We start from the raw sequence: 25,523 nt of genomic DNA on the forward strand, positions 1-25,523 counted from the left end.
CGTCGACCAGGGCACCCCCGTTGACGCCGCCTGCCGCATCATCATCCTCGAAGACCAACTCGAAGAAGCCCAGCGCCTCAACGCCGAACACCGCCAGACCGCCGACACCGGGAATCCAACAGCCGCGGCCTGAAAACGGGGACTGCCATACGTCTGCCGTACTTTGCGGCTGTTTCCACTGGTGAGCGTGCGGCCGAACTGACACGCGTAGCGCTGGCTGACACGCGTAGCGCTGGAGGAGCCGTGCCGGGTCTGGCGCGGGCCGGGCTCCTGCGCTCACCGGTACCACTGCCCTGCCCTGCGCATGGGCTGAGGGGTGAAGTCCGGCCGCGTCGCCGTCTGGGGCAGGCTGCTTGACCCGCCGGGAGCCTTCGAGTGTGAGTGCTGGCCGTACCGTCGAGCGGCGGTCGACGAGCCGCGCACCCCGAGTGCCTCAGGCGATTCGCGTAGGCCAACCACTGCGGCCCACAGCAGAGTTGCGTAACGCAGTGGCGGCGCCCGGGGGTTGACAACAGGTTCAGCTTGGCTCACGTTTCGGAAGGTTGGCGCTGGTGCGGGTCGGTGGCCTCGGCTCGATCGAGTTGCTCCAAAACCCAATGGGCCCACTGCTGTTGAGCCTGGTACTGGTGGACGCCGTACTCGATGGCCAGCCGGCCGAACCGCAAACGGCCACGAGGGTGGGGCTCGGTATCGGCGGCGTCGGCGAGAGCGCGTAGTTCGGCCGCCACTTGGTCGGCTTCTTCGAGGTGGCGGAGCACCAATGTGCGCGCCTGTGGGATGTCCAGTACGGACAGCAGGGACATGCGCAGTACGTGTTCGTCGCGGACGGCCCGGGGCCTGGGTGGGGACAGCAGCCAGTCGCGCAGCTCCGTGCGGCCCGCGTCGGTGATCGCGTAGGTACGGCGTCCGCGCGCGCCTTCCTCGGTGACGGCGATCAAGTCGCTGTCGGCGAGGCGCTTCAGCTCAGGATAGATGTGGCTCTGCCGGGCGGTCCATGCGTATTTCTGCAGCGAGCGTTCGAAGCGTGCGGTCAGGTCGTAGCCGCTGGCAGGCCCGTCTTCCAGCAGGCCGAGAAGGGCGTGGCGCAGGGACATCGTGTGCATCCTCCGGGACAGGTACCGATTGACAGGTCCGATTGTAGGTATCAGTGTGAGTGAGGGCCAGAGGACGACTGGACATGGCCCGCGCTGCCGGGAGAGAGACGGGGCAATGAACCACGTTGATGTACTGATTGCGGGTGCCGGGCCGACCGGATTAACTCTTGCCTGTGACCTGACCCGCAGGGGAATCGGATGCCGGGTGATCGAACAGGCCCCGGGTCCCACGGAGGGTTCGCGGGGGTTCACCCTCAAGCCGCGCAGCCTGGAGATCCTTGACGACCTCGGCATCGCCGACCGCGTCGTCGCGGTTGCTGACATCCAGTCAAGAACCCGCTTTCACCTCGGCACTCCGTTGCTGTTCGACATGCGAGTGCCGCCCGCGCCGCCCACTGCCTCGCGCCCCTACCCGAACTCTGTGGCGCTGCCCCAGTGGCGAACCGAGTCGATCTTGCGCGATCGGCTGGCCGAGCTGGGCGGAAAGGTGGAGTTCGGCCGCCGTCTGACCGGTTTCACGGCCGACGGCAACGGCGTGACCGCCACCGTCGAAAACACGGACGGGGCCAGGACGGAGACCGTCCGGGCCGGTTACCTGGTCGGGGCCGACGGCGGCCGCAGTCAGGTGCGCCGCACACTTGGTCTGTCGTTCTCCGGGTCCACCGAGGAGGACACCAGAGCACTCATCGCCGACGTGCGCATCGACGGGCTGCCTGACCGCGACGCAGTACACCTGTGGATGGCGACCAACGGTCACATCCTTGTCGCCCGCCCCACCCCGCACGCCGAAACCTGGCAAGTCGTGGCCTCGCTCCAGCAGGACCCCGGCGGCCAGTGGCCGCAGCCGTCGCTCGATACGCTCCAGCGCGCGGTGATCGAGCGGACCGGGCGCCGCGACATACGCCTGGCGGACCCGGCATGGTTGTCGGTGTGGCGCTACAACCTGCGCATGGTCGACACCTACCGGGCCGGACGCGTGCTGCTGGCCGGTGATGCCGCCCACGTGCACAGCCCGTTCGGTGCGCACGGCATGAACACCGGCATCCAGGATGCCTACAACCTCGCGTGGAAACTGGCTCTGGTCCTTCAAGGCGTCTGCGCTGAAAGCTTGCTGGACACCTATGAGGAAGAACGGTTGCCGGTTGCCCGTGCGGTGCTGGCCGACAGCGACCGGCGATTCTCAGCGGTTACCCCACCCCGGGCTGCCCGTCCAGTGGTGCGGTTCGCCATCAAGTCGTTCCTCGCCCGGCAGCAACGCCGCGACCGTAACGACCACCCCACCTACCGAACCGGCCCGCTGACCACCCACCTCGCCGGCCGGCGCAGCTCTCTGCGCGCTGGTGATGTCGCCCCCGACGGCCCTGTGCAGACCGTCGACGCTGCGGCACGGCTGTTCGACATCCTCCGCGGCCCCCAATTCACCCTCCTCGCCTTCGGCGCGAGGCCCGCCCCAGAGATCTACCGGGCAATCAGCGGACTCGAGGACCACCTGCACGCCTACACCGTTGTCCCGGCGCCGGACCACGGCACGGCTGCCGGTCCGACAGTGCTGATCGACCGGACGCGCCGTCTCTTCCGTGCCTACGGTGCACGCGAAGGCACGCTTGTGGTTATCCGTCCTGACGGCTATATCGGGCTGATAGCCCATCGCCCGACCGCCTCCACACTTCGCGCCCACCTTCACCGGACGGGCATCCAGCTCCCGCAGGCGGAAGGTGACGCCGCTCCTTGAAAACGGCGCACGACCAGGACCTCACCGGCGTCACCGCCAGGACTGCCCTCGGCGGCTCCACGGCTCAGTGAGCCGGGCGTCCTCGCGAGTTCGCTACGGAGTGCGCTACCGAGCACACAAGGAGGTACAGGACGGCGACGATGAGCAGCAGCACGCCGGTGGAGAGCAGGTACAGCAAGCCGTCCACGGCCGCCCCGATGATGACCAGAACGATGGCACTGCTGAGGAGAACGAGAAAGAGGGCCATGGCTAGACCTCCTGGGCCGTGGCTGAAGGGTGAACTCCCAGGACCCATAGGGTGACCCCGCCGGCGAGCGGATTCCCCAATAATGATCATGGCGTCCTCCCCATTCTCGGCGGGATACCTCAAGTTTAGGGCAGGTGCAAGCGGTAGCGATCGCCAGTCGGTCAGAACGGTTCTACCGTGGGGACAGGTAGCAGATCCCGGGAGCGCATCAAGATCATTTTCTTCGGACTTGTCATCCTCGTCGCGGGCATTCTCACCAATAGCACCGGCGCACACGACCTCACTGACGGCTTCTCGGTCTCGGCACCGACGTCACAGGCTCCACCGGCAAGCTTTTCCTCTACGGCATCGTCGTAGGAGCGGCAGCCGTAATAGGCCTGGGCCTCCTGACCGGCGCACACCGCGGCCGCCCCATGTCGCCAGGACCGGCTCGACCAGTTCCCGCCGGGCATCGGACAGATCACTGGGAAACGCCGACGTTCGGACACGCTCCGGAACTACCCGACGGCCCCGGGCACTCAGACCGGCGCCCGAAGCACACGCCGCACCACGCGACGTGTGGGGATGAAGGCGCTGACCACCCTCTGAGCGGGAGGCCGTACGCGAACTGAGTCCGTTGTTCCGTTTCGTCCGTATCCGTTTCGCCCGTACCCGCCGTCATCCGGTCAGGAGCCGGAGTCAGTCCGCATGGGGCACCATCCGGTGCAGGCCCTTGCGGTCGTAGTACCGGGTCATGAGGAAGCCGAAGACGAGAGCAGCGACGACGCCGATCGCGATCATGATCCAGCCGCGGGCGAGGCCGGCGTCACCCCGGGCGTCGAAGAACAGGATCGACCTGACGCCGGAGACGAGCTGGTGCATGGGTTCGAAACTGCTGAGGAACCGGTAGAAGCCCGGCACGGCTTCCAGAGGGATGGTCGCTCCGGAGGAGGGCAGGGCCAGGGCGATGAAGACGAACATCGACACGATCTGGCCGATACTGCCGAAGGCCGCGTTGATGGCTTGCACGCCAAGGCCCACGCTCAGGCAGGAGCAGTACGAGAAGAGCGCCAGCAGGGTCAGATGGGGCGCGTCCATACCCAGGACGGCGATGCACGCGAGCATCACCAGCATGGTGACGGGGACGGACAGAGCCGCCGTCATGGCCATCTTGAGCAGCAGCGTCTGCGTTCGGTTGATCGGCACGGCGGGATGCCGGGAGTGCCAGGGGCCGATCTCCGCGTCGGCGTAGCCGAGCGCCGTGTCGACGCTATTGTGGACGATGTTGCCGCCCAGGAACCCTGCGAGGACGAGCAGGAGAGCGTAGTAGAACGCGCTCAGCCCCATTCCACTGTGCGCTCCGATGGGATGGCCGGGCTCGGTCTTCACTGAGACCGGGTCGGCGAACAGCAGGCGCGCCGCGGAATCGGATCCGGCGGGCTCAGGCAGGGAGGAGAGACGCTTGCCAAGGGCGAGCGATGACGAGTGGGCGGCCTGTTGGCTGATGCGGGCTGCCATCGACGAGCCGAGACTGCCCAGTCCCGGGTTGGTGAGCACGGTCAGAGTCGGCCGGCTGGCCTGCGTGCCGGACAGCGATCGGACGGCTGCGGTGAAGTCGGCGGGGATGACCAGGGCTCCGTAGACCTTGCCGGAAGCCAACTGGTCCTGAGCCGCGTCACGGCTGAGTCGGCGCCACTGCACGGCATCGGCCGGCGTGGAGGAGGCGATCCGGGTGCTGATCTGGGTGCCCAGGTTCTGTGCTGCTCCGGGCATCGGCTGCCCCTTGTCCAGGTTCACCAGGGCGATCGGCAACCGGTGCAGGCTGCTCTCCGGAGTGAGGATGCCACCCATGTACAGCAAGGAGAGCACCAGGGCGACCAGAGCGCTGAGCACACCCGGAGCGAGCCACAGCTTTCCGTGGCGCAACAGCGCGCCGGCGCTTCGGGCAGTGCCGGAGGGGTGTGGGGAGCCCGCCGGCTGCGGAGATTCGGAAGCCATACCACTCCATGTGGGTGTGCGTGCAGCTTGGGCCCGGAGCGAAAGCAACGGTCAATTCCGCGATCGTAGGCGCCGGATCGGCGGGGGAGTGCCGGTGACACAGCCCTGCCCCGGGCGTCGCCCGGACGGCCCACCGCGGCTCGTCCGACGACGCGATCGGGCAGAGGGCGAGGAGGAGCGAGCGAGGTGACCCGGCGGTCGCCCGGCCGCCCGAACTACGCGAGATCCAAGGACAGCGGGCAGCCGCAGAGGTGTGAACGATGCAGATGGCCGCGAAGGTCTGAGCGATGCAGGTGTCCGGTGAGGAGAACCGTCGACGCCCTGAACTCCGGGGCCAGTGCACCCGCGCGGTCCTCGGCCCATTCGGCCGGCGGACGCCCCCGTGGAATGAACTACTGGTCCTGCAGGTCATGCCGGGCAGGGTGCTGAAGGTGACCGTCGCTGATGGCCGGGTAGAGCCGCTGGCAGAAGACGCGGGGGCGGCCCCCGATGACATCGTCGTGGAGGGCGGAGCGGTCTACTGGACCACCATGGGTGGCTGCTCCGCTGGTCGACCCCGCCAAAGGGCCGGGGGAAGCGGCCCAGGACATTTCCCGGCGCAACGGTGGCCTGCACGCGGTGAACCTGGACGGCGGTGGACGGCGTGACGTGCTCCCCGTCGATTCGATCACCACGGGCAAGCAGGTGGCATCGGACGGCAGAGCCGACCTGCCCGAGCCCATCGACCTGCACATCGAAGGCGGTTGGTGGTACTGGACCGACCGCAGCGCCCCGCCCGAAGGAAACACGTTCAACCGGGCGCCCCTGCCAACGGCCGGCCAGAGAGGCCGGCGCCCCGAGATCCTCGCGACAGGGTTCAGCGAGGCCATCCGCCTCGCCTTCGACAGCGAAGCCGGCCTCGCCTACGTAGCTGACCCGGGCGGACATGTCCGCGCCGGCCCACTCCCCGACGGCCCGGCCTCCGGGACGAAGGAATGCGAGAGCGCCTCACTGCCGGTTCCCCCGACCGGCAACTGCGGACCAGGATGACTGGCCCGCTGTCGCCCGGATCGGCGCGGGGCCCCACGCGGTGTCCGAGACTGCGGGCACCCGTTCACCGACGAACGGTGGCAGCAGGCCGAACCCCCTCCGTCGTCACGACAGGGCGGGACGGGTGCTGCACCGCCCCGCCGAAGCCTCCTCCTACTTCCAGCCCGACGGCTGCGCGGGGTCGAGCAGTCGCCACCGGGCCAGCACCTTGGGGTCCTGTGCGTCGAGCCAGTTGGTCAGCTCGCGGAAGGAGACACAGCGCACCCCCTCGCGGGGGCAGACGTCCTTCATCACGTCCTCGACGGCATCCATGTAGATCCCGCCGTTCCAGTCCTCGAAGTGGTTCCCGATGAACATCGGCGCCCGGCTGCCGTGGAACACCCGCTGGAATCCCGCGAGATAGGCGTCCCTGGCCTGCTTCCGCCACTCCTGGTACTTCGCCGGATCCCCCTCGGTGCTCCCCTTCGACTGGTTGTAGAGGAAGTTGAAGTCCATGGAGAGCACCTGGAACTGCTTCTGGGGGAAGGGCAGCAGCTGCAGCGGCAGGTCCCAGATGCCGTCCTTCTTGGCGGGCCAGATCTGGAAGTCCCCCGCGGAGCTGGCGTCATAGCGCCAGCCGAAGGGTTTGGTCGCCGGTATGAGGGTCTTCTGCCCCTCCAGACAGGGCGCCCGCCCGCCCACGACCTCACGGGTGGGGTCGAAGGGCAGCGGATCGAGATTCTTCAGGCCCGTGTTCGTCTTCCAGTTCTGTACGAAGGAGTAGAACTGGTCGATCTCCGACGTCCACTCCGCCGCGCTCCAGTCGCCGCCGCCCTTCTTGCCGCAGAAGTGGCCGTTGAAGTGCGACCCGATCTCGTTCCCCTCCTTCCAGGCCCCGCCGAGCTGTTCCAGCGTCATACGGATGTGTTCGGACGTCGGGTACGAGATCGCCGCCGCTCCGGTCTTGTGCTGCGGCGGCAGATACAGGTTCTTCTTCTCCTTCGGCAGCAGATAGATGCCGGTGAGGAAGAACGTCATGTGTGCCTTGTTCTCCTTCGCCACGCGCCGGAAGCGGGAGAACAGCCGGTCGTCGCTCTCCAGCGCGCCGTCCCAGGAGAACACCACGAACTGAGGCGGCTTCTCTCCCGGCTTGAGCCGCTCCGCCTTCAACTGGCCCGGCTGCGGCCCGGTGTAGGACGTGGAGCCGTCCCCCAGCACCTGCACCTGCCCGTCCCACTTCTCCTCCTTGCCGGTGCCCGGTGGCTTCTTCGCGCTGGGCTTCGGCGCGGCGGCGGTCGCCTTCGGTCCGGCTCCGGTGTTCGTGGCGTCGTTCGATGAGTCGTCCGAGGCCGAGACGGCGAGAGCGGTGGAGAGCGAGGCGACGAGCACCGCGGCGACACCGATACCGATGCCAGACCTGGTACGGATCCGAGCGCGCAGCGTGGCCGACTTCTTCCAGATCATCGCGACTGCTCCAGACAGAGGGGGGAGGACGGGGGCGAAGGCTTCACGGTGCGCATCACCGTCGCAGGGCGGCCGTGTACCGGCCCCATATCTCGGCCGGCATCTTCCCGGCGGCCGCAGGATCTCGGCCGAGCGCCTTCAGGGACAGGGGTTCGAGGCTCTTGGCGAGGTCCATGCGGTAGACGACGACCGCCGTGGACGCCTCCTTGGTGGATCCGACGTACCAGCGCGCGGTGTCGTCAGGGGTGGTGCCCGTCTTGCCGGCGAAGTCCTCGCCGGTACGGGTGAGCGCCTCGGTCACCTGGCCCGCCACGGCCTGGCTCAGGGCGCGCGCCGAGCGCGGGCGGGGAAGCGGCACCGGCTCGCCGTTGCGCGTGATCTTCCCGACCGAGTACGGGTCCGTGTGCATGCCGCCACCCGCGAACACCCCGTAGGCACCGGCCATGCGGATGGCGCTCGGGGTGGAGTTGCCCAGCGAGAAGGCGGGCACGGGCGGGCCGAAGTTTGAGGCGAGCATCCCGGACTTCTCGGCGGTCTCCCGTACCAGGCCGAGCCCGACGTCCATGCCGAGCTGGAGGAAGGGGGTGTTCACGCCCCGTGCCACGGCCTCCCGCAGGGGGATGCGCCCGTAGGAGCGGCCGTCGTCGTTCTGGCCCTTGACCATCTTGCCGCCCCGGTCCCAGTAGGGACCCTCCGGGGTCATCAGTGGCACGTCGTCGTTCCCGTCGTACACGGTCGAGGGGGTGACGGGAGTACGAGGGCCGGTGCGCTCGCGCTGGACGCCTCGCTCCAGTGCGGCTGCGTAGACGAAGGGGGTGAACGCCGAACCCGCGGGGACCGTGGCCGTATTGGACTCGTTGAAGGCCTGCCGCTGGAAGTCGGGACCGCCGTACACGGCGAGTATGCGCCCGTCGGAGGCGACCGAGGCGGCCCCGAACTTCGCGTACCGGTCGGTGGCCCGCGCCTTGGGGTCCAGGGTGTCGCGCGACTTCTTGACCGCCGCGGTGAGGGCGGACATCCTCGGCTTCTCGAAGGTCGTGTAGATCTGGTAGCCGCCGAGGTCGAAGGCCGCGTCGGGGATCTTCCCCGTGCGCTTCGCGTACGACTCCGCGAGCTCGACCAGGTAGCCGTTCTGCCCACTGGCGCTGGTCCCCCTGGGGGCAGCTCCGGGCTCGGGGAACTCGGTGTACCGTGCCCGCTCGGCCCGGCTCAGCCTGCCGACCTCCACCATGCGGTCCAGCGTCCACTTCCATCGCTCGACGGCGCGCTGGTGGTTGCCGGGGCCGAGGGCGGGATCGTAGAGCGCCGCACCCTTGAGCAGGGAGGTCAGGAACGCGCCCTCGCTGACGTTGAGTTGGGTGACCTCTTTGCCGTAGTACGCCTGGGCGGCGCGCTGCAGCCCGTAAGAACCGCGCCCGAACCAGCTGGTGTTGAGGTAGTCCTCCAGGATCTGGTCCTTGCTCCGCTGCCGGTCGAGCTTGATCGCCATGAGCATCTCGGTGAACTTGCGCGAGAAGGAACGGTCCTGTGAGAGATAGACGTTCTTCACGTACTGCTGGGTGATGGTGGAGCCGCCCTGGGTGTCCCCACCGGTGACCGTCTGCCAGAACGCACGGGTGACTCCCTGGAGCGAGACGCCGGGATCCGAGTAGAAGCTGTGGTTCTCGGCAGCCAGCACCGCCCCGCGGACGTGCTCGGGAACCTTCTCCAGGGGCATCTCCTGGCGGCTCACCCAACCGGTCCGTGCCATGGGTGTGCCGTCCGCCCAGTAGTAGACGTTGTCCTGCTGGGTGGCGAAGGCGTTGAGGTCGTCGGGTATGTCCGTGCGGGCGTACGCGATGGCGATGGTCACCGTCAGTAGACCGGCGAACGTCGCTGCCGAGCCCAGCACTTGGCGCCACGAAGGCACCCAGCGCCGCCAGCCGCGCCGCCCGGACCGGGGATAGTCCGGTCTCTTGGGCAGTCGCAGCTTCATGGACCGCGTCCTGGCCCGCTTCCTCTTGCCCCGCCCGGGTGCCAGTGCCGAACGTGCGGCCTGCGTTGCCCTGTTGAACCTGTCGTGCTTGGTCATTCCCGTCCTGCTGCTAGCGATCTCAGGCCGAAGCGTTACAGAGGGTCATGTCGTGAAGTCACGTAAAGATAACAGGAGTGTGACGCCGTCCACGCACCAGGTCGTGAACGGCCGGTAGAAGGCGGGGACTTTCGGTGTGCGCGCCCGGGAGAATGCGTTCGCTCGGTTGCGGACCGACGTAGGCCGACGTAGTTGCCCACGACAAGGGGAGAGTCTGGTGCATGCCGTCGAATGAGTGTCAGGTGTAGTGATTTTGGGCCTTGTTGACGTCGGCCGGACCGTCGGTCAGCCCAGGAGCCCCACCTGGTAGAAGAATTCGTACCGTGTGGGGTCGTCCGGCAGGAACCAGTGGAAGCCCTCCTCCAGGAAGACGGCCACCAGGTTGACGGCGATCACCACGCCGACGAACCAGAGAACGATCCGGCCGACCGGCCTGTAGAGCCCCGTCGCCGGGATGGCAAGGCCCGCGGTGAGGTGAGCGAAGGCCAGTACGATGCCGATCGCCACCACCGAGGCCATGAAGAGGATCCACGCCCAGACGTACATGTGCAGGCCGAGCACAGGGGCCCCGTACCCCTTGTCGTCCGGCAGGATGTGCAGCATGGTCTGCCGCCAGGCCGTGAAGCCGCCGCCGATGCAGGCGACCAGGGCAAGTCCCCAGCCCATCATGTAGTCGCGTCCTGTGAGGGTGCCGGTCAGGCCCTTGCGCACGATGGTTCCGGCGCCGAGCGCGGCCAACAGCATGAACACTCGCTGGACCATGCACAGCGGGCAGGGGTAGTCCCAGCCGATGAACTGGACCCCGAGCCCGGCGCAGACGATCCCCGTCCAGCCGGCGGCGAAGAGGCAGGCGAACCAGTACTGGACCTTGCCGAGGAGGGCGGAGCCCCCGGTGTCGCTGAGCGGTGCGGTGAGGGAGGCCATCAGTAGCTCAGCCCCAGCCCCAGGCTGCTGGTGATGTGGTGGGCGAGCAGCAGGATGGCGGCGGCGAACAGGACCCACCAGCCGATGAGCAGAAAGGTCCGGCCGCGCTGCTGGTGGAGCACCAGCCAGGTGGCGAGCATGCCGCCGAAGATGAGGGTGTCCATGGCGGCGGACGGTACGCACCAAACTGTCGCTCAAGGCGTGAGCGCGCCGGGCGACGGCCCGAAGTCCACGGGAAGAGACCAACGAACGGTGTCCGTGGAGCGGTGTGGGCAAGGGTCATTGCGGGGTCCTGGTACGACGTGAGCCCTCGTGTGACCGAGGCCGTCCGCGCGGCGCGACACCTTCGGCGGGAACGCGGTCGAGATCGGCCCGACCCGTCGCCTCGACTCCATGGACCGCGGTGTGACCGCCGACCGGTGTGTCGACAGGAGTCATCGGGCCAGCCGACGACGCCGGTCCGGCCGCACTCGGTTCAGGCCTGCATTCGGTTCAGGCCGCCTCGATGCCCTGGGCTGCCAGCCGCTCCCGCACCGCCTCCCACGACGGGTCGACCGGGGCCGGCACGTGCTCGCCGACCCCGACGTCCTTGAATCCGCTGGAGGTCGCCACGCACACCACCGGTCCCTGGACCTCCTCGGCGAGCGAGCGCAGTCCGGCCAGCCCGGCTGCGGCAGACAGCTCCAACCACAGCCCCTGGCCTGCCAGTTCCGCCTGGGCGCCGCGTAGCGCAGCGTCGTCGACGAGCAGTGCCTGGCCGCCGCTGCGCTCGATCGCCAACACGCCGCGGTAGCTGTTCACCGTGCAGTTGATGCCGTACGCATCCGTCCTGCCCACCGGCACCCTGGTGGCGGGTACTCCCAGCCGTACGGCAGCCGCCAGCGGGCCGCCCGCGGCCGGCTCGCAGCTGTACAGCGGTGGCACCCGGTCCGTGAGCCCGAGCCGCTGCAGCTCGGCGAACCCCTTGCCGATGCCGAAGAGAAGCTCGCCGTAGCCGGTGGGCACGAATACCGCCCCCGGCACGCCCACTTCGGCCGCGATCTCGTAGGCCACCGTCTTGTAGCCCTCCGGCCCGAACGCGCTGCCGGTGTGGAACGGCGTCAGGTTGCTGACCGGGTGGAAGCCGAAGTGGTCCACGATCCTCTCTGTCAGAGGCCACCGTTCGTCGGCGGGCACCGGAAGTACCACGGCGCCGTACGCGTCGAGGAAGGAGCCGACCGCGGGCGGCAGTTCGGCCGAGCCCAGCACCACGCAGCGCAGCCCGGCGCGGGCCGCGTAAGCCGCTGCGGAAGCGCCGTGGTTGCCGGAGGAGGCCACCACGATGCCGGGCGCGCCCACGCCGAGCGCGGCACTGACCGTGCAGCGGTTGAGGCGGTCCTTGTGGCTCCAGGTCGGGTTGCGCGACTCGTCCTTGACGAAGACCCCGTCACCGATGTCGATCAGCGGGGTGCCGCCCTCGCCGAGCGTCGGCGCGAGCAGTGGGGGCAGCAGCGGTGCCCAGCGGTCCAGGCCGCGGCTGGTACCCGATCCGGCGGCGCCCGCCAGGAAATCGTCCGGCACACGCGCGTAGTCGTAGTCCACCTCCACCGGGTACGACATCTCCTCGGTGCTGGTGCGCGGGCAGCCACGGGTAAGCGGCGGCCACAGCGGATAGCGCTGCTCGGGGTCGCGGAGGGAGCGCTGGGCATCGGCCAACGACACGGCTGCGGACGTGGATTCGGACTTTGCCATGATTCGCATCTTAGGCAGCGGCCGTCCGGGCGGCGTGTGCGGGTCATCGCGCGGAGTGCCGCTTCGGTCAGCTGTCGGCGCCGGCCGGATCAGGAGAGCTGATCCGGCCGGCGCCGGTCCTGGGCACCGCCCCACCGGTGCCGTCAGTCGCTGTAGACGCCGACCTCGCTGAGCGAGTAGCCCCACTTGGTGCCGCGCTCCTGCCCCTGGATCCGTACGTACCGCGCCGGAGTTCCGGCGAACCGTGCCGTGTCCAGGCCGCCGTCACCAGCCGTCGTGGACCAGGCCGTCCGCCAGTTCGTGCCGTCGGCCGACAGCTCGACGCGGTACGACTTCCCGTACGCCGCCTCCCAGTCGAGGGTGACGCGCTTGACCAGCTTCGTGGATCCGAGGTCGATCCGCAGCCACTGGTCGTTGTTCCACTCGCTGGCCCAGCGGGTTGTCCTGTCGCCGTCCACGGCCCGGCCGGGAGCGAACTGGACGAAGGGGTTCCACCACTCCGACGTGGACGCCGAGGCGGCCCTGCCCGAGGCCAGGTTCACCCCGGGCTTGTGCCGCTCGGAGTTCCCCCAGGTGCGGAGGTAGGACTCGGCGCCCGTGAAGAGGTCGTCCACGACCTCCTGGCCGCCGACGATCCGGATGTCCTCGATCCAGTCCGGGACCATGCCGTAGTGCGCCGCGCCCTCGGTGTTGAAGTCCCAAGTGCGCGCGCCGGTGGTCTGTTTGTCGATCACCGAGCCGCCGTCCGTGCTGCGGAACGGATACTTCACCGGGTTCGGGGTGTTCTGGCCCCGCGGGGCCGGCCAGCCGCCGACTCCGTTCATGTCGGTGCCGTAGCCGTAGCCGACCTTGTACTTCTTGCGCAGGGCCTCCGTGCGCCTGGCCTCCGCGCTGAACGCCTCCGAGCCGCTCATGTACTGGGCGGCGAAACCACCGAGCTTGTAGAGCCGCTCGGTCCAGCCCAGGTCCATCCAGCTGTGCGAGGAGATCACGCCCGGATACGACTCGGACTCGAGGATGTCGAAGGCCTGTCCCGCGGCCTTGACGCTCATGTGGTCGATCTCCAGCATCATCTTGCGTTTCACCATGCCGCGCACCGCGTAGTCACCCAGGTCGGACAGTCCGCGGGTGTTGCACTGCGCGCCCGAGGCGTACGAGGGGACGGCCACCCCCGCCGGCAGCTTCTTCTCCGCCTCCGCCGCCACCGCGTTGCCGATGGGGTTGTCGTGCTGCGGCCCGCGGCAGGTCTCCGTCTTCCAGAAGGTGCCGGTCGACAGGAACTGGCCCACGTTGATGGCCGTGCCGAGGGTGCCGGAGTCGAAGCGCACGCCGCACAGGGCGTTGTCGAACTTGTGGCACAGGAACATGCTGCGCACGCCCAGCTCGTGCAGCTCGTCCAGGCCGCGGTCGATGTCCTCCTTGCCGCACTGCGCGACGTCCAGGATCTGCTTGCAGCCGAAGGGCTCGGAGGTCTCGACGCCCAGGACGACGGCCAGTTTGCCCTGCTCGGCGACGTCGCGGGCCTGCGCGCTGTCGGTGACGATCCTGAACCAGCCCTTGCCCGGACCGCCGTACATCTTGTCGATGTAGGCCTGCATGTCGTATGTCTTCTTCGCCTCCAGGCGGATGGCGGTCATCTCGTCGCAGCTGCGGTCCTTGAACGGGTAGACCGAGCAGATCACGCCGTTGGTGACAAGGTCATTGACGAGCACTCGCTGGCCGCCGCGCCATGCCCGCTCGACCCAGGCGTAGTAGTTCTGCTGATGGGTCAGCGAGTCGTGGGCGGGCCAGTCCTTGAAGGTGGGCCAGCCGTTGGGGTCGTGCTTGCCGTCGCCGCCCTTGGTGATGAAATCGAAGAGGGCGAGCGTGCCGTCGGGGTAGTGCTCGGGGCAGTCCTTGAGGGCGTCGGTGACGCCCTGTTCCGAGAACGGCTTGCCGCAGATCAGCCGGCCGCCGAAGCCCTCGTTGGACATGATGTGGTCGTGGGCGTCGACGAAGCCCCGCACGCCGCCCTGGGCGTCGGTGCCCTTGAAGGGCTCGCCCGTGACGTTGATCTGCGAGTCGGGTGCGGGCCGCGCGGCCGGGGTCCACCAGTCGGGCTCCGCCGCGGAGCTGGGCACCGGACCGAGTACCAGGGCCATCACGGACAGGAGCAGCGACACCATCGTGAGGGATCTGAGCCGGTGGCGCGGAGGTTGAACCATGGTCATCACACAGATCCTTAGATGTGAGGTGGGCTCATGTTCCGCATACACGTTAGGCAGGCCGGCTCACCACGCCAACCCCCTTGACGGGCAGTGTTGTTGGGGAAGTGGTGGAGACCTGCTCCAAGGGGCAGGTCTCCGTACGGACCTCGGTGGGTGGATCGGCCCGGCGGGTGGATCAGCCGCGCTGGGCGCGGATGAGGTCCCGGTACCAGGCGAAGGACGCCTTCGGGGTGCGGACCTGGGTGTCATGGTCGACGTGGACGAGTCCGAAGCGCTGGTGGAAGCCCTCGGCCCATTCGAAGTTGTCCAGCAGGGTCCAGGTGAAGTAGCCCCGTACGTCCACGCCCTGGGCCACGGCGGCGTCGACGGCCTGGAGGTGGGTGTCCAGGTAGTCGATGCGGTCGAGGTCGGGAACGGTGCCGTCCGCGGTGACGACGTCCTCGACCGAGCAGCCGTTCTCCGTGATGTAGACCGGCGGGAGTGCCGGGTAGCGCTCCTTGAGGCCGACCAGCAGTTCCCGCAGGCCGTCGGGGACGACGGGCCAGCCGAAGGCGGTGTGACGGTAGCCCTCTACGGGGGCCTCTTCGAACGGCAGGCCCTCGGACGTCGGAGCCTGGATGCGGGTCGGGTTGTAGTAGTTGATGCCGAGCGCGTCCAGTGGGGCCGAGATCAGTTCGAGATCGCCGTCCTGGACGGATCCGCCGAGGGTGGCGTCCGCGCCGTAGGCCGACAGGTCGGGGTAAGCGCCCGTAAGGATCGGGTCGTTGAACAGACGGTTGTGGAGATTGTCGTAGGCCTGCGCGGCGGCGCGGTCGCCGGGGGTGTCCGAGGCGGGCCAGACCGGGGTGCAGTTGTTCGCGATCATCACCTGGAGGCCGCGTGCGCGCAGCTCGCTCAACGCCAAGCCGTGGCCGAGCAGTTGGTGGTGGGCGACCGGCAGGGAGTCCAGGAACAGGGTGCGGCCGGGCGCGTGGGTGCCGAGGGCGTAGCCCCAGACCATGTGGACGAACGGCTCGTTGAGCGTGATCCATTTCTGGACGCGGTCACCCAGCCTGTCGGCCACGATGGCGGCGTACTCGGCGAAGCGGTATGCGGTGTCGCGGTTCAGCCAGCCGCCTTCGTCCTCAAGGCCCTGCGGGAGGTCCCAGTGGAACAGGGTCGGGACGGGTTCGACGCCGCGGGCGAGCAGGCCGTCGACCAGCCGGTCGTAGAAGTCCAGGCCCTGGAGGTTGACCTCACCCTTGCCGGTCGGCCGGATCCGGGGCCAGGCGAGGGAGAAGCGGTAGCCGGTGAGGCCGGCCTCGGCCATCAGCGCCAGGTCCTCCTCGTACCGGTGGTAGTGGTCACAGGCCACGTCGCCGGTGTGCCCGTCGCGGACCGTACCGGGGCGGGCGGTGAAGGTGTCCCATACGGACGGTCCGCGGCCGCCCTCCTTGGTGGCGCCCTCGATCTGGTAGGACGCCGTCGAGGCACCCCAGACGAAGTCGGTCGGCAGATGGTCCAGCGTCATGTGCAACCCCCTGGAATATGAGTAAGGCTCATGTTAGCTCGCCGGGTGGGATGATGGAACGGTGAACCAAGATCGCACCGCGGGGACCCTGCGCCGCATGCCCGTCCAGAAGCGCAGCGCCGAACGTTTCGAACGGTTGCTGGACGCCTGCGCCGAACTCCTGGACGAGGTCGGTCATGCCGCACTGACCACCAAGGAGGTGGCCCGCAGGGCCGAGGTGCCCATCGGCACCCTCTACCAGTTCTTCTCCGACAAGGAGGGGCTGATCGGCGCGCTCGCCGCCCGCAACCTGGAGGCTTTCCTGGAGCGGGTCGCGGCCCGGCTGGAGCGCGAGGAGCCCGAGGAAATCCCGGGCGTCGTCGACGTCGCCGTCGAGGAGTTCGTCGCCATGCGCCGGACGATCACCGGTTTCGGTGTGGTCGACTTCGGCGCGGTGGGCCGGGACCACACCCTCGATCCGGCCCTGGACAACAACACGGCGGTCGCCGGACGGCTGCGCTCACTGACCGCGTCCCTGTCCGGTGTCGAGGACGACGCCGAATGGGAACTCGCCATCCGGGTGGCCCTGGAGTGCGCGGACAGTGTCCTGAGGCTGGCCTTCCGTACCGATCCGCAGGGCGACCCCCAGCTGATCGCCGAGTGCAAACGAGTCCTCAACAGCTACCTGAGCGACCGGATCCGGTCGGTGGAGACAAGCCGGCGAGCGCGCTAGCGGACACCCTTGACCTTCCACACCAGTACCGCGCCCGACGCGGACATGGCCGCGGAGCAGAGGAACAACGAGCGGTAGCCCCCCAGTTCGCCGAGCACGACCGAGGCGATCGGCGGTACGAGTACGTACGGCAGGGAAGCCATCAGGTTGGCGAGGGCCATGTCCTTGCCGCGGTCCGCCGAGGTGGGGAGCACCTCGGTGACCAGGGCGGTGTCGACGGCCAGGTACACGCCGTAGCCCAGGCCCAGGATGACGGCCGCGACCAGCGTCATGGGCCACGTGGGCGCCAGCGCGAGCGGGATCGCGGCGACGGCCATCGTGACGCCGCCGATGAAGACCAGCATGCGGCGCTTGCCCCACTTGTCGGAGAGCCAGCCGCTGAGGACGACCGTCGAGATCGTGGCCAGGCAGTTGACGCCGATCACGAGGAGCAGGCCGTCCTCGGTGGACTCGCCGGGGAACAACTGCTCGTAGTGCAGGACGTCGTCCAGGAAGTACGGCATGTAGAGCGTGCCCAGGCCGTAACCAAGACCCATGATGAACCGCGAACTCATCGCCCAGACGAAGTCGGGATGCGCGCGCGGGCTGATCCGGTAGCCGTTCAGAAAGGTACGCAGCGAGAACGGCTCGCGGTGCTCGCGGGGAAGCGGGGGATCCTTCATGGTGACCGCGAACAGCACGATCAGCAGCGGGAACGCGGCCATCAGCAGATACTGCGCGGAGAAGCCCGTCACCATTCCGAGCAGCAGCCCGCCCGCGATCATGCCGCCGGCCTGCGGGACCGTGGCCCACCCCAGCACCACGCCGCGTTGCCGGACCGGGACCCGGTCCGGCACCACAGGGGCGAGCCCGGCACCGATGATCATGAAGGCGGCGGACAGCACGAGCGAGCCGAGCGCGACCCCGGCGACCGTCGTCTGGATGCCGGTGAAGACCAGAGCCGCCATGCAGACCAGCGAGCCCGCGATCATCCACGGCCGGCGACGGCCGAAACGGCCGGTGGTGCGGTCGCAGAGCGCGCCGGCCAGCGGTGCGAGGACGATCCCCGAGACCGCGCCCATCATGCTGACCCAGGCGTAGCTGCCGACCTTCCCCGCCGGGTCGATCCGGGCGATCTGCTCGGGCATCAGGAACGTGGTCGGCACCTGCATCGGGATGAACATCCCGGCGTTGGCCAGGACGAACAGGGCGAGCCAGCCGGAGCCGACCTTGCGGGTGGGCTCGGCGAGGGCCTCGGGCCGTACGGGGGCGAGGCTCATCGGGGCACTCTCTTGAGGTGGACGAGCTCGCTCGTCCAGTCGAAGGGCAGCAGCGGCGGGAGGCCGTGGCTGAGCAGGACGGCGCCCTCGTGGACGGCGCCGGTGGCCTCGTCCCGGTAGCGGGCATCGGGGTCGAGACCCTTCAACCGGGTGCGCTCCACCGAGCGGGTCAGCGCGGACGGCTGGAACTGGAAGACGACGACCTCGTCCTCGGTGAGGTACTGCACGGCGTCGTGCCCCAGGCGGTGCAGTACGCCACCGTGCACCACCGGGCGGATCCGCTTGTACTGCTCCACCAGCATCCGGGCCCGGGCCAGATCCTCCTCGCTCCAGTTCCGCAGATCGCCGCCGATGCCCAGCGCCCCGGCCATCGAGACGTGGAAGCGGTACCGGATCGAGGTCGGGCGGGCACTGTGGCTGTTCGGGCTGTCGGTGACCCAGGCGCCCATGGTCCGGGCGGGCAGCAGCTGGCAGTGGCCGTGCTGGATCGCGACCCGGTCGGCGGCGTCGGTGTTGTCGGACGTCCAGACCTGGTCGGAGCGGGCCAGCACGCCCAGGTCCGCCCGGCCGCCACCGCCCGCACACGCCTCCAGGTACAGGCCGGGACGCGCGGCGCGCAGCCGGTCCATCACCTCGTAGACGCCGCGCGTGTGCTCGATCCAGACCCGGTCGGGGTCGGCTGCCCCGGGCTGCCCCGCCTCGCTGAACGGCCGGTTCATGTCCCATTTGAGGAAGGCGACGTCCAGTTCGGTGACGGTCCTGACCAGCCACTCGACCGCCCACTCGCGGACGTCGCGGCGGGCGAAGTTCAGCACGTGCTGGTTTCGCCGCTGCGTACGGGTACGGCCGTCCTGGCGGAGGATCCAGTCGGGGTGCGCACGGAAGAGGTCACTGTCGGGGTTGACCGCCTCGGGCTCGACCCACAGGCCGAAGCCCATGCCCAGCGCGCGGACGCGGTCGGCGAGCGGGCCCAGGCCGTCCGGGAAGCGGTCGGGGTTGGGCCACCAGTCGCCGAGACCGGCCGTGTCGCTCGTACGGGCGCCGAACCAGGCGTCGTCCAGCACGAAGACCTCGACGCCGAGACCCGCGGCCAGCTCCGCCAGCTCGCTCTGCTGCTTCTCGCTGACCTCGAACTCGGTCGCCTCCCACGAGTTGAAGATCAGCGGGCGCTCGGCCGGACGGGCGGGCAGCACCTGGCCCTCGACGTAGGCGTGCCAGCGGCGGCTGGTGCCGCCGAAGCCGTCGGGGGCGTAAAGACCGGTGAAGACGGGGGTCTCCAGACACTCGCCGGGGAGCAGCTTCCAGACCAGCCCCTCGTGGCCGAACCCGCCGGTCCACGAGGTGCGGCCGTAGGGGTCGCGGCGCAGGGTGATGCGGCGGCTGCCGCTCCAGGCCAGGGCAGTGCTCCAGACCTCGCCGTGCTCCTCGGCGGCGTCCTGCGCGTCGAGCATCAGCCAGGGGCCGGCGTGCTGCCCCGTGATGCCGAGACGGCTGGTGAACACGGTCTCCCCGACGGGCACCCGGTCGCGCTGGAGCTGGAACTCCCGGCCCCATTCCCCCACCACATGGCTGACCCGGTAGTCGTGGCGGGCGGGCAGCGTCCAGGCGGCGGAGTCGAACCGCAGGACGTCCACCGGCTCGTCCGCGGTGAGGACGGCCCAGCGCTCGATCTGGTCGTGACCGTCCCGGATCCGGTAGTGCAGATCGAGACCGAGCGAGCGGACGCGGTCGGTGAAGGAGAGCGTGAGCAGGCCGCCTTGGGTCGTGTACGAGACGAACCGCCAGTCGAAGCCGCGCACGCCGTCCTCGAACCGGACGGTCAGCGACGGCGCCCCGAACCGCAGGCCGCCCTCCACCACGTACTCCTCGCCGCCGGGGTCGTCGCCGCCGGGATCCTCGGTGGGCAGGCCGGCCGCGATCACGGCGGCCTGCTCCAGGGTCAGCGGCCGGCCCCAGTGCACGTGCCGGGGAACGTCGTCGGCGTCCAGCTGGAAGGCGTAAGAGGTGCCGGGCGTGCTCAGCAGCCACAGGCGGGCTTCGGCGTGGTGGGTGATCACGCAAATCCTTAAATGTGAGGTCGACTCATGTTCTGCTCACACGTTAGGCAGGCGAGCCCGCGACGCCAACCCCCTTGGCGGGGGCGATCGTTGGAAAACGGCAGCGGCCAGGGTCGCCACCGACGGCGAGGCCCTTGCTGTCCGGCCATCGCAAGATCATCCCGAAGCCAACCGGGAGTACCTCCGCGTTCACTTGGGGCGGTTGTACTCCCTCTGAGTCAAGTCCACCAAAAACACAAGTAATCAGCACCAGAAAGTCCAAATATGACGAACCCGTTCGAGGACCAAGAAGCTACTGGGCTTGATGCGGTTTGACGGACATTCGAGATCTGGGGTTCAGCCCCGGAAGGATGATGTCCATCATGGAGAGCATGGGGAAGAAGAAGCCTCGCCGCCCTCGTCGTTCGTTCATGCCGGATTTCAAGGCCGAGATCGTCGGTCTGTGCCGGCGAGGTGACCGCTCGGCCGGGCAGGTCGCCAGAGACTTCGAGCTGACCGAGACCGCGGTGCGGGACTGGGTGAAGCAGGCCGAGGTCGACGCGGGCGAACGCAGCGGGCTGACCAGCAGTGAGCGCGAGGAATTGGCCGCGTTGCGGCGGGAGAACCGCCGGCTGCGCGAAGACGTCGACGTCCTCAAGCGGGCCACAGCTTTCTTCGCGAAGGAGACCCGGTGACGGTGCACCCGTTCATCGAGGCGGAGAAGCGCGCAGGTCATAGCGTCAAACGGGCGTGTGAGCTGATGAAGGTCTCCCGGACCGCCTTCTATGCCCGTCGCTCCGGCCTGCCCGGCCCCCGTGCGGTGCGCGATGCCGAGCTGACTAAGCAGATCACCGATGTGCATGCGAAATCACGCGGAACCTACGGGGCCCCACGCGTGCATGCCGTGCTCAAGCGCGAGGGCTCCGGGTGCGGCCGCCGCCGTGTCGCACGACTGATGCGGGCTGCCGGACTGCAGGGCCGACACCGCAGACGACGGCATACGGCCACGGTCGCCGATCCCGGGGCTGCCTTCCGTCCCGACCTCATCGTCCGGAACTTCCAGCCCGACCGCACCGGGCTCGATGTCCGCTGGTGCGGCGACATCACGTTCGTCCCGACCAAGGAGGGCTGGCTCTATCTGGCCACGGTCATCGACATCGCCTCCCGGCGCGTGGTCGGCTGGGCAACCGCCGGTCACCTGCGGACCGAGCTGGTGGCCGAGGCCCTGACAGCCGCCTGCCGGCAGCGTTGCCCCACCCACCCCGTGATCTTCCATTCGGATCGAGGCTGTCAATACATCAGTCAGCAATTCGCCTCCCTGGCAGTCGAGTTCGGCGTCCGGCTTTCGGTCGGCCGCACCGGTCAGTGCTGGGACAACGCGCTTGCCGAGTCGTTCTTCTCGACCATCAAACGCGAACTGCTCGGCACCTCCGTCTGGCCCAGCCGGGCCACCGCCCGCACCGCGATCTTCGATTTCATCGAAGGCTGGTACACCTTGCACCGACTGCACAGCAGCCTCGGCTACCTCAGCCCAGCCGAATACGAGACCGCACTCGCAGCCTGACCACCACACCAATGGTGTCCGTCAAAGCGGAACAAGCTCAGGCACCGGCACCCCCGCTTCCCTGGACAGCGGCCAACTGGGCATCGGGGAGCTCCTCGACCGGCGCTGGCAGTTCACCCTGGACGGCGCTCCGCTCACCGAGAACGAACTCGCCACCCTTGCCGACGCCGCAATGCCGTGCGTACGGCTGCGCAACCGCTGGATCCTTCTTGACGACGTCCTCCGCGAACGGCTGAAAACCCGCCGCCTGCCTCCGCAGGGCCGCCTCCAGGCCCTCCTCGACGTCCTCTACGGACACATCACCCTCGACGGACGCACCATTGCCTGCCGTCCCGCCGACGGCTTGGCCCTCCTCATCGAGAACCTCCACAACCCCACACCCGTCCCTCTCCCCGCCGGCATCCCGGACCTGTACCCCTACCAAGCCACCGCCGTACAACGCCTGCACCGCCTCACCGAACTGGGCTTCGGCGCCCTCCTCGCTGATGAGATGGGTACCGGGAAGACCGTCACCGCTCTTGCCTTCCACCTGCTGCGCTCCCAGAGCAAACACGCGCCCACCCTCGTCATCTGCCCCACGACGGTGATCGACCACTGGTGTGACGAAGCCGCCCAGCACATCCCGGACACCCCCGTCATCCGCTACCAGGGCCCCCACCGCTCCCTCACCGCCCTGCGCCCCCACAGCATCGTCATCACCAGCTACGAGGTGCTGCGCAGGGACCACCGCCAGCTCACCGAGATCTCCTGGGGGCTGGTCGTCGCCGATGAAGCACAACGCGTGAAGAACTCCCGCATCCACCTCTCCCGGCTGATCCGCTCCCTGACCGGGGCCCGTCTCGCGCTCACCGGCACCCCGATGGAGAACAGCCCCACCGACCTCTGGGCAATCCTGGACTGGTGCAACCCCGAACTCTTCGGCTCCCGCACCCAGTTCAACGCCCCCTACACCCGGCCCCTCGCGCACACCACCCCCGAGGCCACACAGGACACCGAGGACCGCCTGAAGGCGCTCCTGAAGCCGTTCATGATCCGACGCTTGAAGGAAGACCCGGCGCTGAACCTCCGACTTCCCGCCAAGCACATCAAGCACCACCCAGTGCCGCTCTCGCCCGAGCAGATCGGCCTCTACGAAGCCCTAACCCGCGACACCCTGGAACAGGTACGGGCCTGCGCAAACAGCCCACGCCGCGGCCAGCTCGTCCTCAACCTGATCAACAGCCTCAAGAAGATCTGCATCAGCCCCGCCCACTACCTGGACGAAGACACCGAATCCGTCGCCGCCGACCCCGCCGAGGCGGCCCGCCGCGCACCCAAATTCGCCACCCTCTACAACCTGCTCCACACCACCCGCGAGCGCGGCGGGCCGCCCTCGTCTTCGCCACCTATGTACACGCCGGTCAACTCATCAACAGCTACCTGACCGCCCGTGGCCTGCGCTGCCTCGTCTTCGACGGAACCCTGCGCCCGGCACAGCGCACGGAAGTCCTCACCGCCTTCGACCACGGGCAGGCCGACGTCCTGATCCTCACCCCGCAGAGCGGCGGCGTCGGCCTCGACCTCACCCGCGCCAACCACGTCATCCACTACAACCGCCTGTGGAACCCGGCCGCCGAAGAACAGGCCAACGACCGCACCCACCGCATCAAACAGGAACGCGACGTGACCGTCCACCACCTGATCGCCACCCACAGCATCGAAGAACGCATCGCCGCACTCCAGGACAACAAACGACGCATGGCCCGCCGACTGCTCCCCAGCGGCGACATCGACGTCACCCAGCTCGACGACGCCGAACTCCTCCGACTCTGCGCCCTGACGGCCCGCGCATGAACCACACGCGCGCAGGCAGCGAGCCCCCCGCACCCCTGTGGGAGCGTGAACTTCCCCCCGCCCCCCACGGAATTCCCAGCACCGACCAGATCATCAACACCGCAGCGGACGCCGCCCAGCGCGCCCGCGCGCTCCTCGACGCCCGCCCCCACGACGACGACCCCCTCGTTGACCTCATCCGTCTCCTCCACGGCCGCCCGCAGAGGGACACCGACGACGCCGCCGCGCGCGCAGGACTGCGGACCGCCGAACTCCGCCGACTCCGCTCCGCCTGCACCTTCGTTGGCGCCGTCGGTGTCCGCGTCTGCCTCCACCTCTCCGATCCCGACCCCGGCCTGCTCACCGCAGCCGCCGACGAGATCGGCTGCCAGAGCGGCAGCACCAAGCCCTGCGAGATCTCGGCTGACCGACCCTGCCGCCGGAGTGCAACTCCGGCTCGGCCCCGACCAGCTCTGGTACCCCTTCACCGCAACACCCGACGGATGGGCCCCCGCACCCCGCCCTACACCGTCGGCAGTCGAGGCATTCCACGCCGCCAAGACGGCCCTGCACAGCCGGCGGGGGTAACTCGACCCCGCCCACGAAGGGAATCGTGCCGCCCGCGACAAACCCGGCACGTCCTGCGTGACGCGCGCGGCAGCGTGGAGTCGTCACCAGGCCCAGCTCACTGGCCGACACGGCGCCAGGGCGGAGCGATGTGGCGGGACATTACGGCGTCGGCGCGGTCTGCCGCCGGATCTGGGCGGCGATCTCCAAGACCTGGCGGCTGCCCTCGATGACCGTGCCGCGCTGCTTGTGGAACCCGCACTGGCGCCCGCTCTTGGTACGACACGGCTGGCCGGCCCCAGCTGAGCACTGCGGGCAGAGGGTCTGGGAGGCCACTTCGTGAGTAGCCCGTTCCAGCTCCGCTTCCTTCTGCCGCATGTGCTGAGCACAGGGGAAGACGATCTCCGGGATGAGACACGGCGCTCCAGTGCCCATGGGGTAGCCGCACAGCTCGTCGGGCCGGGGGTCGTGGTGCGCACACCGGTCACTGCCCGACGCCTTCTCCCACGGGCAGCGAAGAGTGGAGTACTTGGTCCACCGGTGGTCGTCCAGCTCGCTGTCGAGGACCACCGGGCACCGCTGCGGATACGGGTCGATGCCGTCGTCCCGGGGCCACAAGTGCTCCACGCACCGCTGTCCCGGCCGCTCGACCACGTACCCGCAGGGGTTCCAACTCAGGTATTCCCGATGCGCCAGCGAGGGCGGCGTGTACCAACAGGGTAAGCGCAGGACAGCGCAGGACCTGCGACAGGTCGTGAACCAGCTGTCGAGCACCAGGAACTCCTTGGAGGTGTCCGACGATCTGCTGGACTGTCTGGGCGGAGACGTCGATTCGGCGAGGCGCACCGTTGCGCTTCCGGTGGATGACGTACGGCGGGGCGGGCGGGGTGTTCGGCATGAGCCGGATTGTGCATCGCGGACCGGCAGTCGCGGGGGAGTGCCCGTGACTGCCGGTGCCACAAGATCAGCGCCAGAACGCTGTGCCCGCAGCGTAGTCACCCGCTGCTCGCCCATGGCGCAGCCCACGAGACCTGCAGCCGCTTTCACCTGCTGCGGAGCCAGCTCGTGAAGAGAATCCGACCTGGCAGAATCCCTCGATTGGCCGACACGGGCGTCAGCCCGTCCACAGCCGTCGCCCGCTCGTGAGCCCAGGTATCGAGTGCGAAGGGAACGGGCCGAATCCCTTGCCCACACCGGGCTGAATGGCGGCGGGGCGCTCCGCACCGAACTGCGCACGAAGCCTGCGTCGCCTCAAAGTCATCCGGCTCCAACTGGCAGGTTAGGGAGACGAATACGGAGCACGCGATCCTCGTCGGCGCCGCGGAACCGTCAGGGTGGCTTGTTTCCGGGTCTGACTTGTGGATGCGCGGCGGGTCGGGGGTGGAGACGGACGGCTAGTACTCCAGCAGGAGTTTGCTGCCTGACCTGGGATGATGCCGGGCGGCTGGAGTGTAGCGGGACGGTCGAGAGTCAGGGGCGGTCTTGTGTTGATCGAGCTAACGGTCCGCCGCCTGTACTGCGAGAACACCGTGTGTCCGCGTCGTACGTTCGTCGAGCAGGCCGAGGGACTGACGGTGCGGTACGGGCGGCGCACCCGGCAAAGCGCTG

Annotated in this window: 19 protein-coding genes and 3 pseudogenes; 9 read left to right on the top strand and 13 right to left on the bottom strand. The window is 68.7% G+C overall.

Going from position 1 to position 25,523, the window contains the following annotated elements:
* Positions 1-133: pseudogene (locus AB0D18_RS40300) on the top strand (MerR family transcriptional regulator); the annotation flags it as partial.
* A 394-nt stretch (positions 134-527) separates the two neighbouring features.
* Here AB0D18_RS40300 and AB0D18_RS40305 read toward each other — a convergent pair.
* Positions 528-1,094 carry a PadR family transcriptional regulator gene (locus tag AB0D18_RS40305; RefSeq protein WP_362430689.1) on the bottom strand — a complete coding sequence of 189 codons (567 nt, stop codon included), beginning with the start codon at positions 1,092-1,094 and terminating at the stop codon, positions 528-530.
* A 115-nt stretch (positions 1,095-1,209) separates the two neighbouring features.
* Between AB0D18_RS40305 and AB0D18_RS40310 the strand changes: the two genes are divergently transcribed.
* Positions 1,210-2,826: an FAD-dependent monooxygenase gene (locus AB0D18_RS40310; RefSeq protein WP_362430690.1), complete on the top strand. Its 1,617-nt coding sequence runs from the start codon at positions 1,210-1,212 to the stop codon at positions 2,824-2,826.
* Positions 2,827-2,890: 64 nt separating this feature from the next.
* Here AB0D18_RS40310 and AB0D18_RS40315 read toward each other — a convergent pair whose 3' ends face one another.
* Both AB0D18_RS40315 and AB0D18_RS40320 read right to left on the bottom strand, forming a co-directional pair.
* Positions 2,891-3,073 (bottom strand): hypothetical protein, encoded by a 183-nt coding sequence (locus AB0D18_RS40315; RefSeq protein ID WP_362430691.1) that lies wholly within the window; start codon positions 3,071-3,073, stop codon positions 2,891-2,893.
* A gap of 678 nt (positions 3,074-3,751) precedes the next feature.
* On the bottom strand, positions 3,752-5,050 hold the full coding sequence (locus AB0D18_RS40320) for a DUF3533 domain-containing protein (RefSeq protein WP_362430692.1): 1,299 nt from the start codon (positions 5,048-5,050) through the stop codon (positions 3,752-3,754).
* A gap of 534 nt (positions 5,051-5,584) precedes the next feature.
* Here AB0D18_RS40320 and AB0D18_RS40325 point away from each other — a divergent pair.
* Positions 5,585-6,079: a hypothetical protein gene (locus AB0D18_RS40325; protein ID WP_362430693.1), complete on the top strand. Its 495-nt coding sequence runs from the start codon at positions 5,585-5,587 to the stop codon at positions 6,077-6,079.
* A gap of 153 nt (positions 6,080-6,232) precedes the next feature.
* On the opposite strand, the gene AB0D18_RS40330 is transcribed toward AB0D18_RS40325, so the two are convergent.
* From AB0D18_RS40330 to AB0D18_RS40360, 7 genes are all read right to left on the bottom strand, one after another.
* The gene (locus AB0D18_RS40330) at positions 6,233-7,522 is read right to left on the bottom strand and encodes a hypothetical protein (protein ID WP_362430694.1); all 1,290 of its coding nucleotides are present in this window, start codon (positions 7,520-7,522) and stop codon (positions 6,233-6,235) included.
* 55 nt (positions 7,523-7,577) lie between these two features.
* Positions 7,578-9,497 (bottom strand): transglycosylase domain-containing protein, encoded by a 1,920-nt coding sequence (locus tag AB0D18_RS40335; RefSeq protein ID WP_362430695.1) that lies wholly within the window; start codon positions 9,495-9,497, stop codon positions 7,578-7,580.
* A 381-nt stretch (positions 9,498-9,878) separates the two neighbouring features.
* Entirely contained in the window at positions 9,879-10,517 is a 639-nt protein-coding gene (locus tag AB0D18_RS40340; protein ID WP_362430696.1) for a disulfide bond formation protein B, read from the bottom strand.
* Positions 10,517-10,681 (bottom strand): DUF5993 family protein, encoded by a 165-nt coding sequence (locus AB0D18_RS40345; protein ID WP_362430697.1) that lies wholly within the window; start codon positions 10,679-10,681, stop codon positions 10,517-10,519. Before AB0D18_RS40345 ends, AB0D18_RS40340 begins: the two co-directional genes overlap by 1 nt.
* Positions 10,682-11,009: 328 nt before the next feature.
* Positions 11,010-12,248, bottom strand: a complete 1,239-nt coding sequence (locus AB0D18_RS40350) for a pyridoxal-phosphate dependent enzyme (RefSeq protein WP_362430698.1) — start codon at positions 12,246-12,248, stop codon at positions 11,010-11,012.
* Between the two features lie 143 nt (positions 12,249-12,391).
* Positions 12,392-14,458, bottom strand: coding sequence for a discoidin domain-containing protein (locus tag AB0D18_RS40355; RefSeq protein WP_362430699.1), 2,067 nt, complete (start codon positions 14,456-14,458; stop codon positions 12,392-12,394).
* A 172-nt stretch (positions 14,459-14,630) separates the two neighbouring features.
* Positions 14,631-15,965, bottom strand: a complete 1,335-nt coding sequence (locus AB0D18_RS40360) for a GH1 family beta-glucosidase (protein WP_362430700.1) — start codon at positions 15,963-15,965, stop codon at positions 14,631-14,633.
* 97 nt (positions 15,966-16,062) lie between these two features.
* On the opposite strand from AB0D18_RS40360, the gene AB0D18_RS40365 reads away from it, so the two are divergent.
* The gene (locus tag AB0D18_RS40365) at positions 16,063-16,677 is read left to right on the top strand and encodes a TetR/AcrR family transcriptional regulator (RefSeq protein ID WP_362430701.1); all 615 of its coding nucleotides are present in this window, start codon (positions 16,063-16,065) and stop codon (positions 16,675-16,677) included.
* Here the strand turns inward: AB0D18_RS40365 and AB0D18_RS40370 are convergent.
* Both AB0D18_RS40370 and AB0D18_RS40375 read right to left on the bottom strand, forming a co-directional pair.
* The gene (locus tag AB0D18_RS40370) at positions 16,674-17,936 is read right to left on the bottom strand and encodes an MFS transporter (RefSeq protein WP_362430702.1); all 1,263 of its coding nucleotides are present in this window, start codon (positions 17,934-17,936) and stop codon (positions 16,674-16,676) included. The two genes, AB0D18_RS40365 and AB0D18_RS40370, sit on opposite strands and share 4 nt — an antisense overlap.
* Complete coding sequence (locus AB0D18_RS40375) at positions 17,933-19,993, bottom strand: alpha-galactosidase (protein ID WP_362430703.1); 2,061 nt, start codon at positions 19,991-19,993, stop codon at positions 17,933-17,935. Before AB0D18_RS40375 ends, AB0D18_RS40370 begins: the two co-directional genes overlap by 4 nt.
* Before the next feature lie 371 nt (positions 19,994-20,364).
* On the opposite strand from AB0D18_RS40375, the pseudogene AB0D18_RS40380 reads away from it, so the two are divergent.
* From AB0D18_RS40380 to AB0D18_RS40400, 5 genes and pseudogenes are all read left to right on the top strand, one after another.
* Positions 20,365-20,646, top strand: a pseudogene (locus AB0D18_RS40380) (transposase); the annotation flags it as partial.
* A gap of 17 nt (positions 20,647-20,663) precedes the next feature.
* On the top strand, positions 20,664-21,536 hold the full coding sequence (locus AB0D18_RS40385; RefSeq protein ID WP_362430704.1) for an IS3 family transposase: 873 nt from the start codon (positions 20,664-20,666) through the stop codon (positions 21,534-21,536).
* Entirely contained in the window at positions 21,445-22,959 is a 1,515-nt protein-coding gene (locus AB0D18_RS40390; protein ID WP_362430706.1) for an SNF2-related protein, read from the top strand. Before AB0D18_RS40385 ends, AB0D18_RS40390 begins: the two co-directional genes overlap by 92 nt.
* Positions 22,956-23,126, top strand: a pseudogene (locus AB0D18_RS40395) (C-terminal helicase domain-containing protein); the annotation flags it as partial. The gene AB0D18_RS40390 and the pseudogene AB0D18_RS40395, both read left to right, overlap by 4 nt.
* Before the next feature lie 72 nt (positions 23,127-23,198).
* The gene (locus tag AB0D18_RS40400; RefSeq protein ID WP_362430707.1) at positions 23,199-23,369 is read left to right on the top strand and encodes a hypothetical protein; all 171 of its coding nucleotides are present in this window, start codon (positions 23,199-23,201) and stop codon (positions 23,367-23,369) included.
* Between the two features lie 708 nt (positions 23,370-24,077).
* Here AB0D18_RS40400 and AB0D18_RS40405 read toward each other — a convergent pair.
* Entirely contained in the window at positions 24,078-24,542 is a 465-nt protein-coding gene (locus AB0D18_RS40405) for a hypothetical protein (RefSeq protein ID WP_362430705.1), read from the bottom strand.
* Positions 24,543-25,523 lie beyond the last annotated feature (981 nt).

The sequence above is a fragment of the Streptomyces sp. NPDC048442 genome (genome assembly GCF_040651475.1).
Taxonomy (GTDB): Bacteria; Actinomycetota; Actinomycetes; order Streptomycetales; family Streptomycetaceae; genus Streptomyces.

What these genes read in the sequence shown, in the direction of transcription:
- AB0D18_RS40355 (WP_362430699.1), bottom strand. Translation starts at nt 14,458, where the DNA reads ATGACCATGGTTCAACCTCCGCGCCACCGGCTCAGATCCCTCACGATG.
- AB0D18_RS40360 (WP_362430700.1), bottom strand. Translation starts at nt 15,965, where the DNA reads ATGACGCTGGACCATCTGCCGACCGACTTCGTCTGGGGTGCCTCGACG.
- AB0D18_RS40350 (WP_362430698.1), bottom strand. Translation starts at nt 12,248, where the DNA reads ATGGCAAAGTCCGAATCCACGTCCGCAGCCGTGTCGTTGGCCGATGCC.
- AB0D18_RS40330 (WP_362430694.1), bottom strand. Translation starts at nt 7,522, where the DNA reads ATGATCTGGAAGAAGTCGGCCACGCTGCGCGCTCGGATCCGTACCAGG.
- AB0D18_RS40340 (WP_362430696.1), bottom strand. Translation starts at nt 10,517, where the DNA reads ATGGCCTCCCTCACCGCACCGCTCAGCGACACCGGGGGCTCCGCCCTC.
- AB0D18_RS40345 (WP_362430697.1), bottom strand. Translation starts at nt 10,681, where the DNA reads ATGGACACCCTCATCTTCGGCGGCATGCTCGCCACCTGGCTGGTGCTC.
- AB0D18_RS40370 (WP_362430702.1), bottom strand. Translation starts at nt 17,936, where the DNA reads ATGAGCCTCGCCCCCGTACGGCCCGAGGCCCTCGCCGAGCCCACCCGC.
- AB0D18_RS40335 (WP_362430695.1), bottom strand. Translation starts at nt 9,497, where the DNA reads ATGAAGCTGCGACTGCCCAAGAGACCGGACTATCCCCGGTCCGGGCGG.
- AB0D18_RS40305 (WP_362430689.1), bottom strand. Translation starts at nt 1,094, where the DNA reads ATGTCCCTGCGCCACGCCCTTCTCGGCCTGCTGGAAGACGGGCCTGCC.
- AB0D18_RS40365 (WP_362430701.1), top strand. Translation starts at nt 16,063, where the DNA reads ATGCCCGTCCAGAAGCGCAGCGCCGAACGTTTCGAACGGTTGCTGGAC.
- AB0D18_RS40320 (WP_362430692.1), bottom strand. Translation starts at nt 5,050, where the DNA reads ATGGCTTCCGAATCTCCGCAGCCGGCGGGCTCCCCACACCCCTCCGGC.
- AB0D18_RS40310 (WP_362430690.1), top strand. Translation starts at nt 1,210, where the DNA reads ATGAACCACGTTGATGTACTGATTGCGGGTGCCGGGCCGACCGGATTA.
- AB0D18_RS40315 (WP_362430691.1), bottom strand. Translation starts at nt 3,073, where the DNA reads ATGGCCCTCTTTCTCGTTCTCCTCAGCAGTGCCATCGTTCTGGTCATC.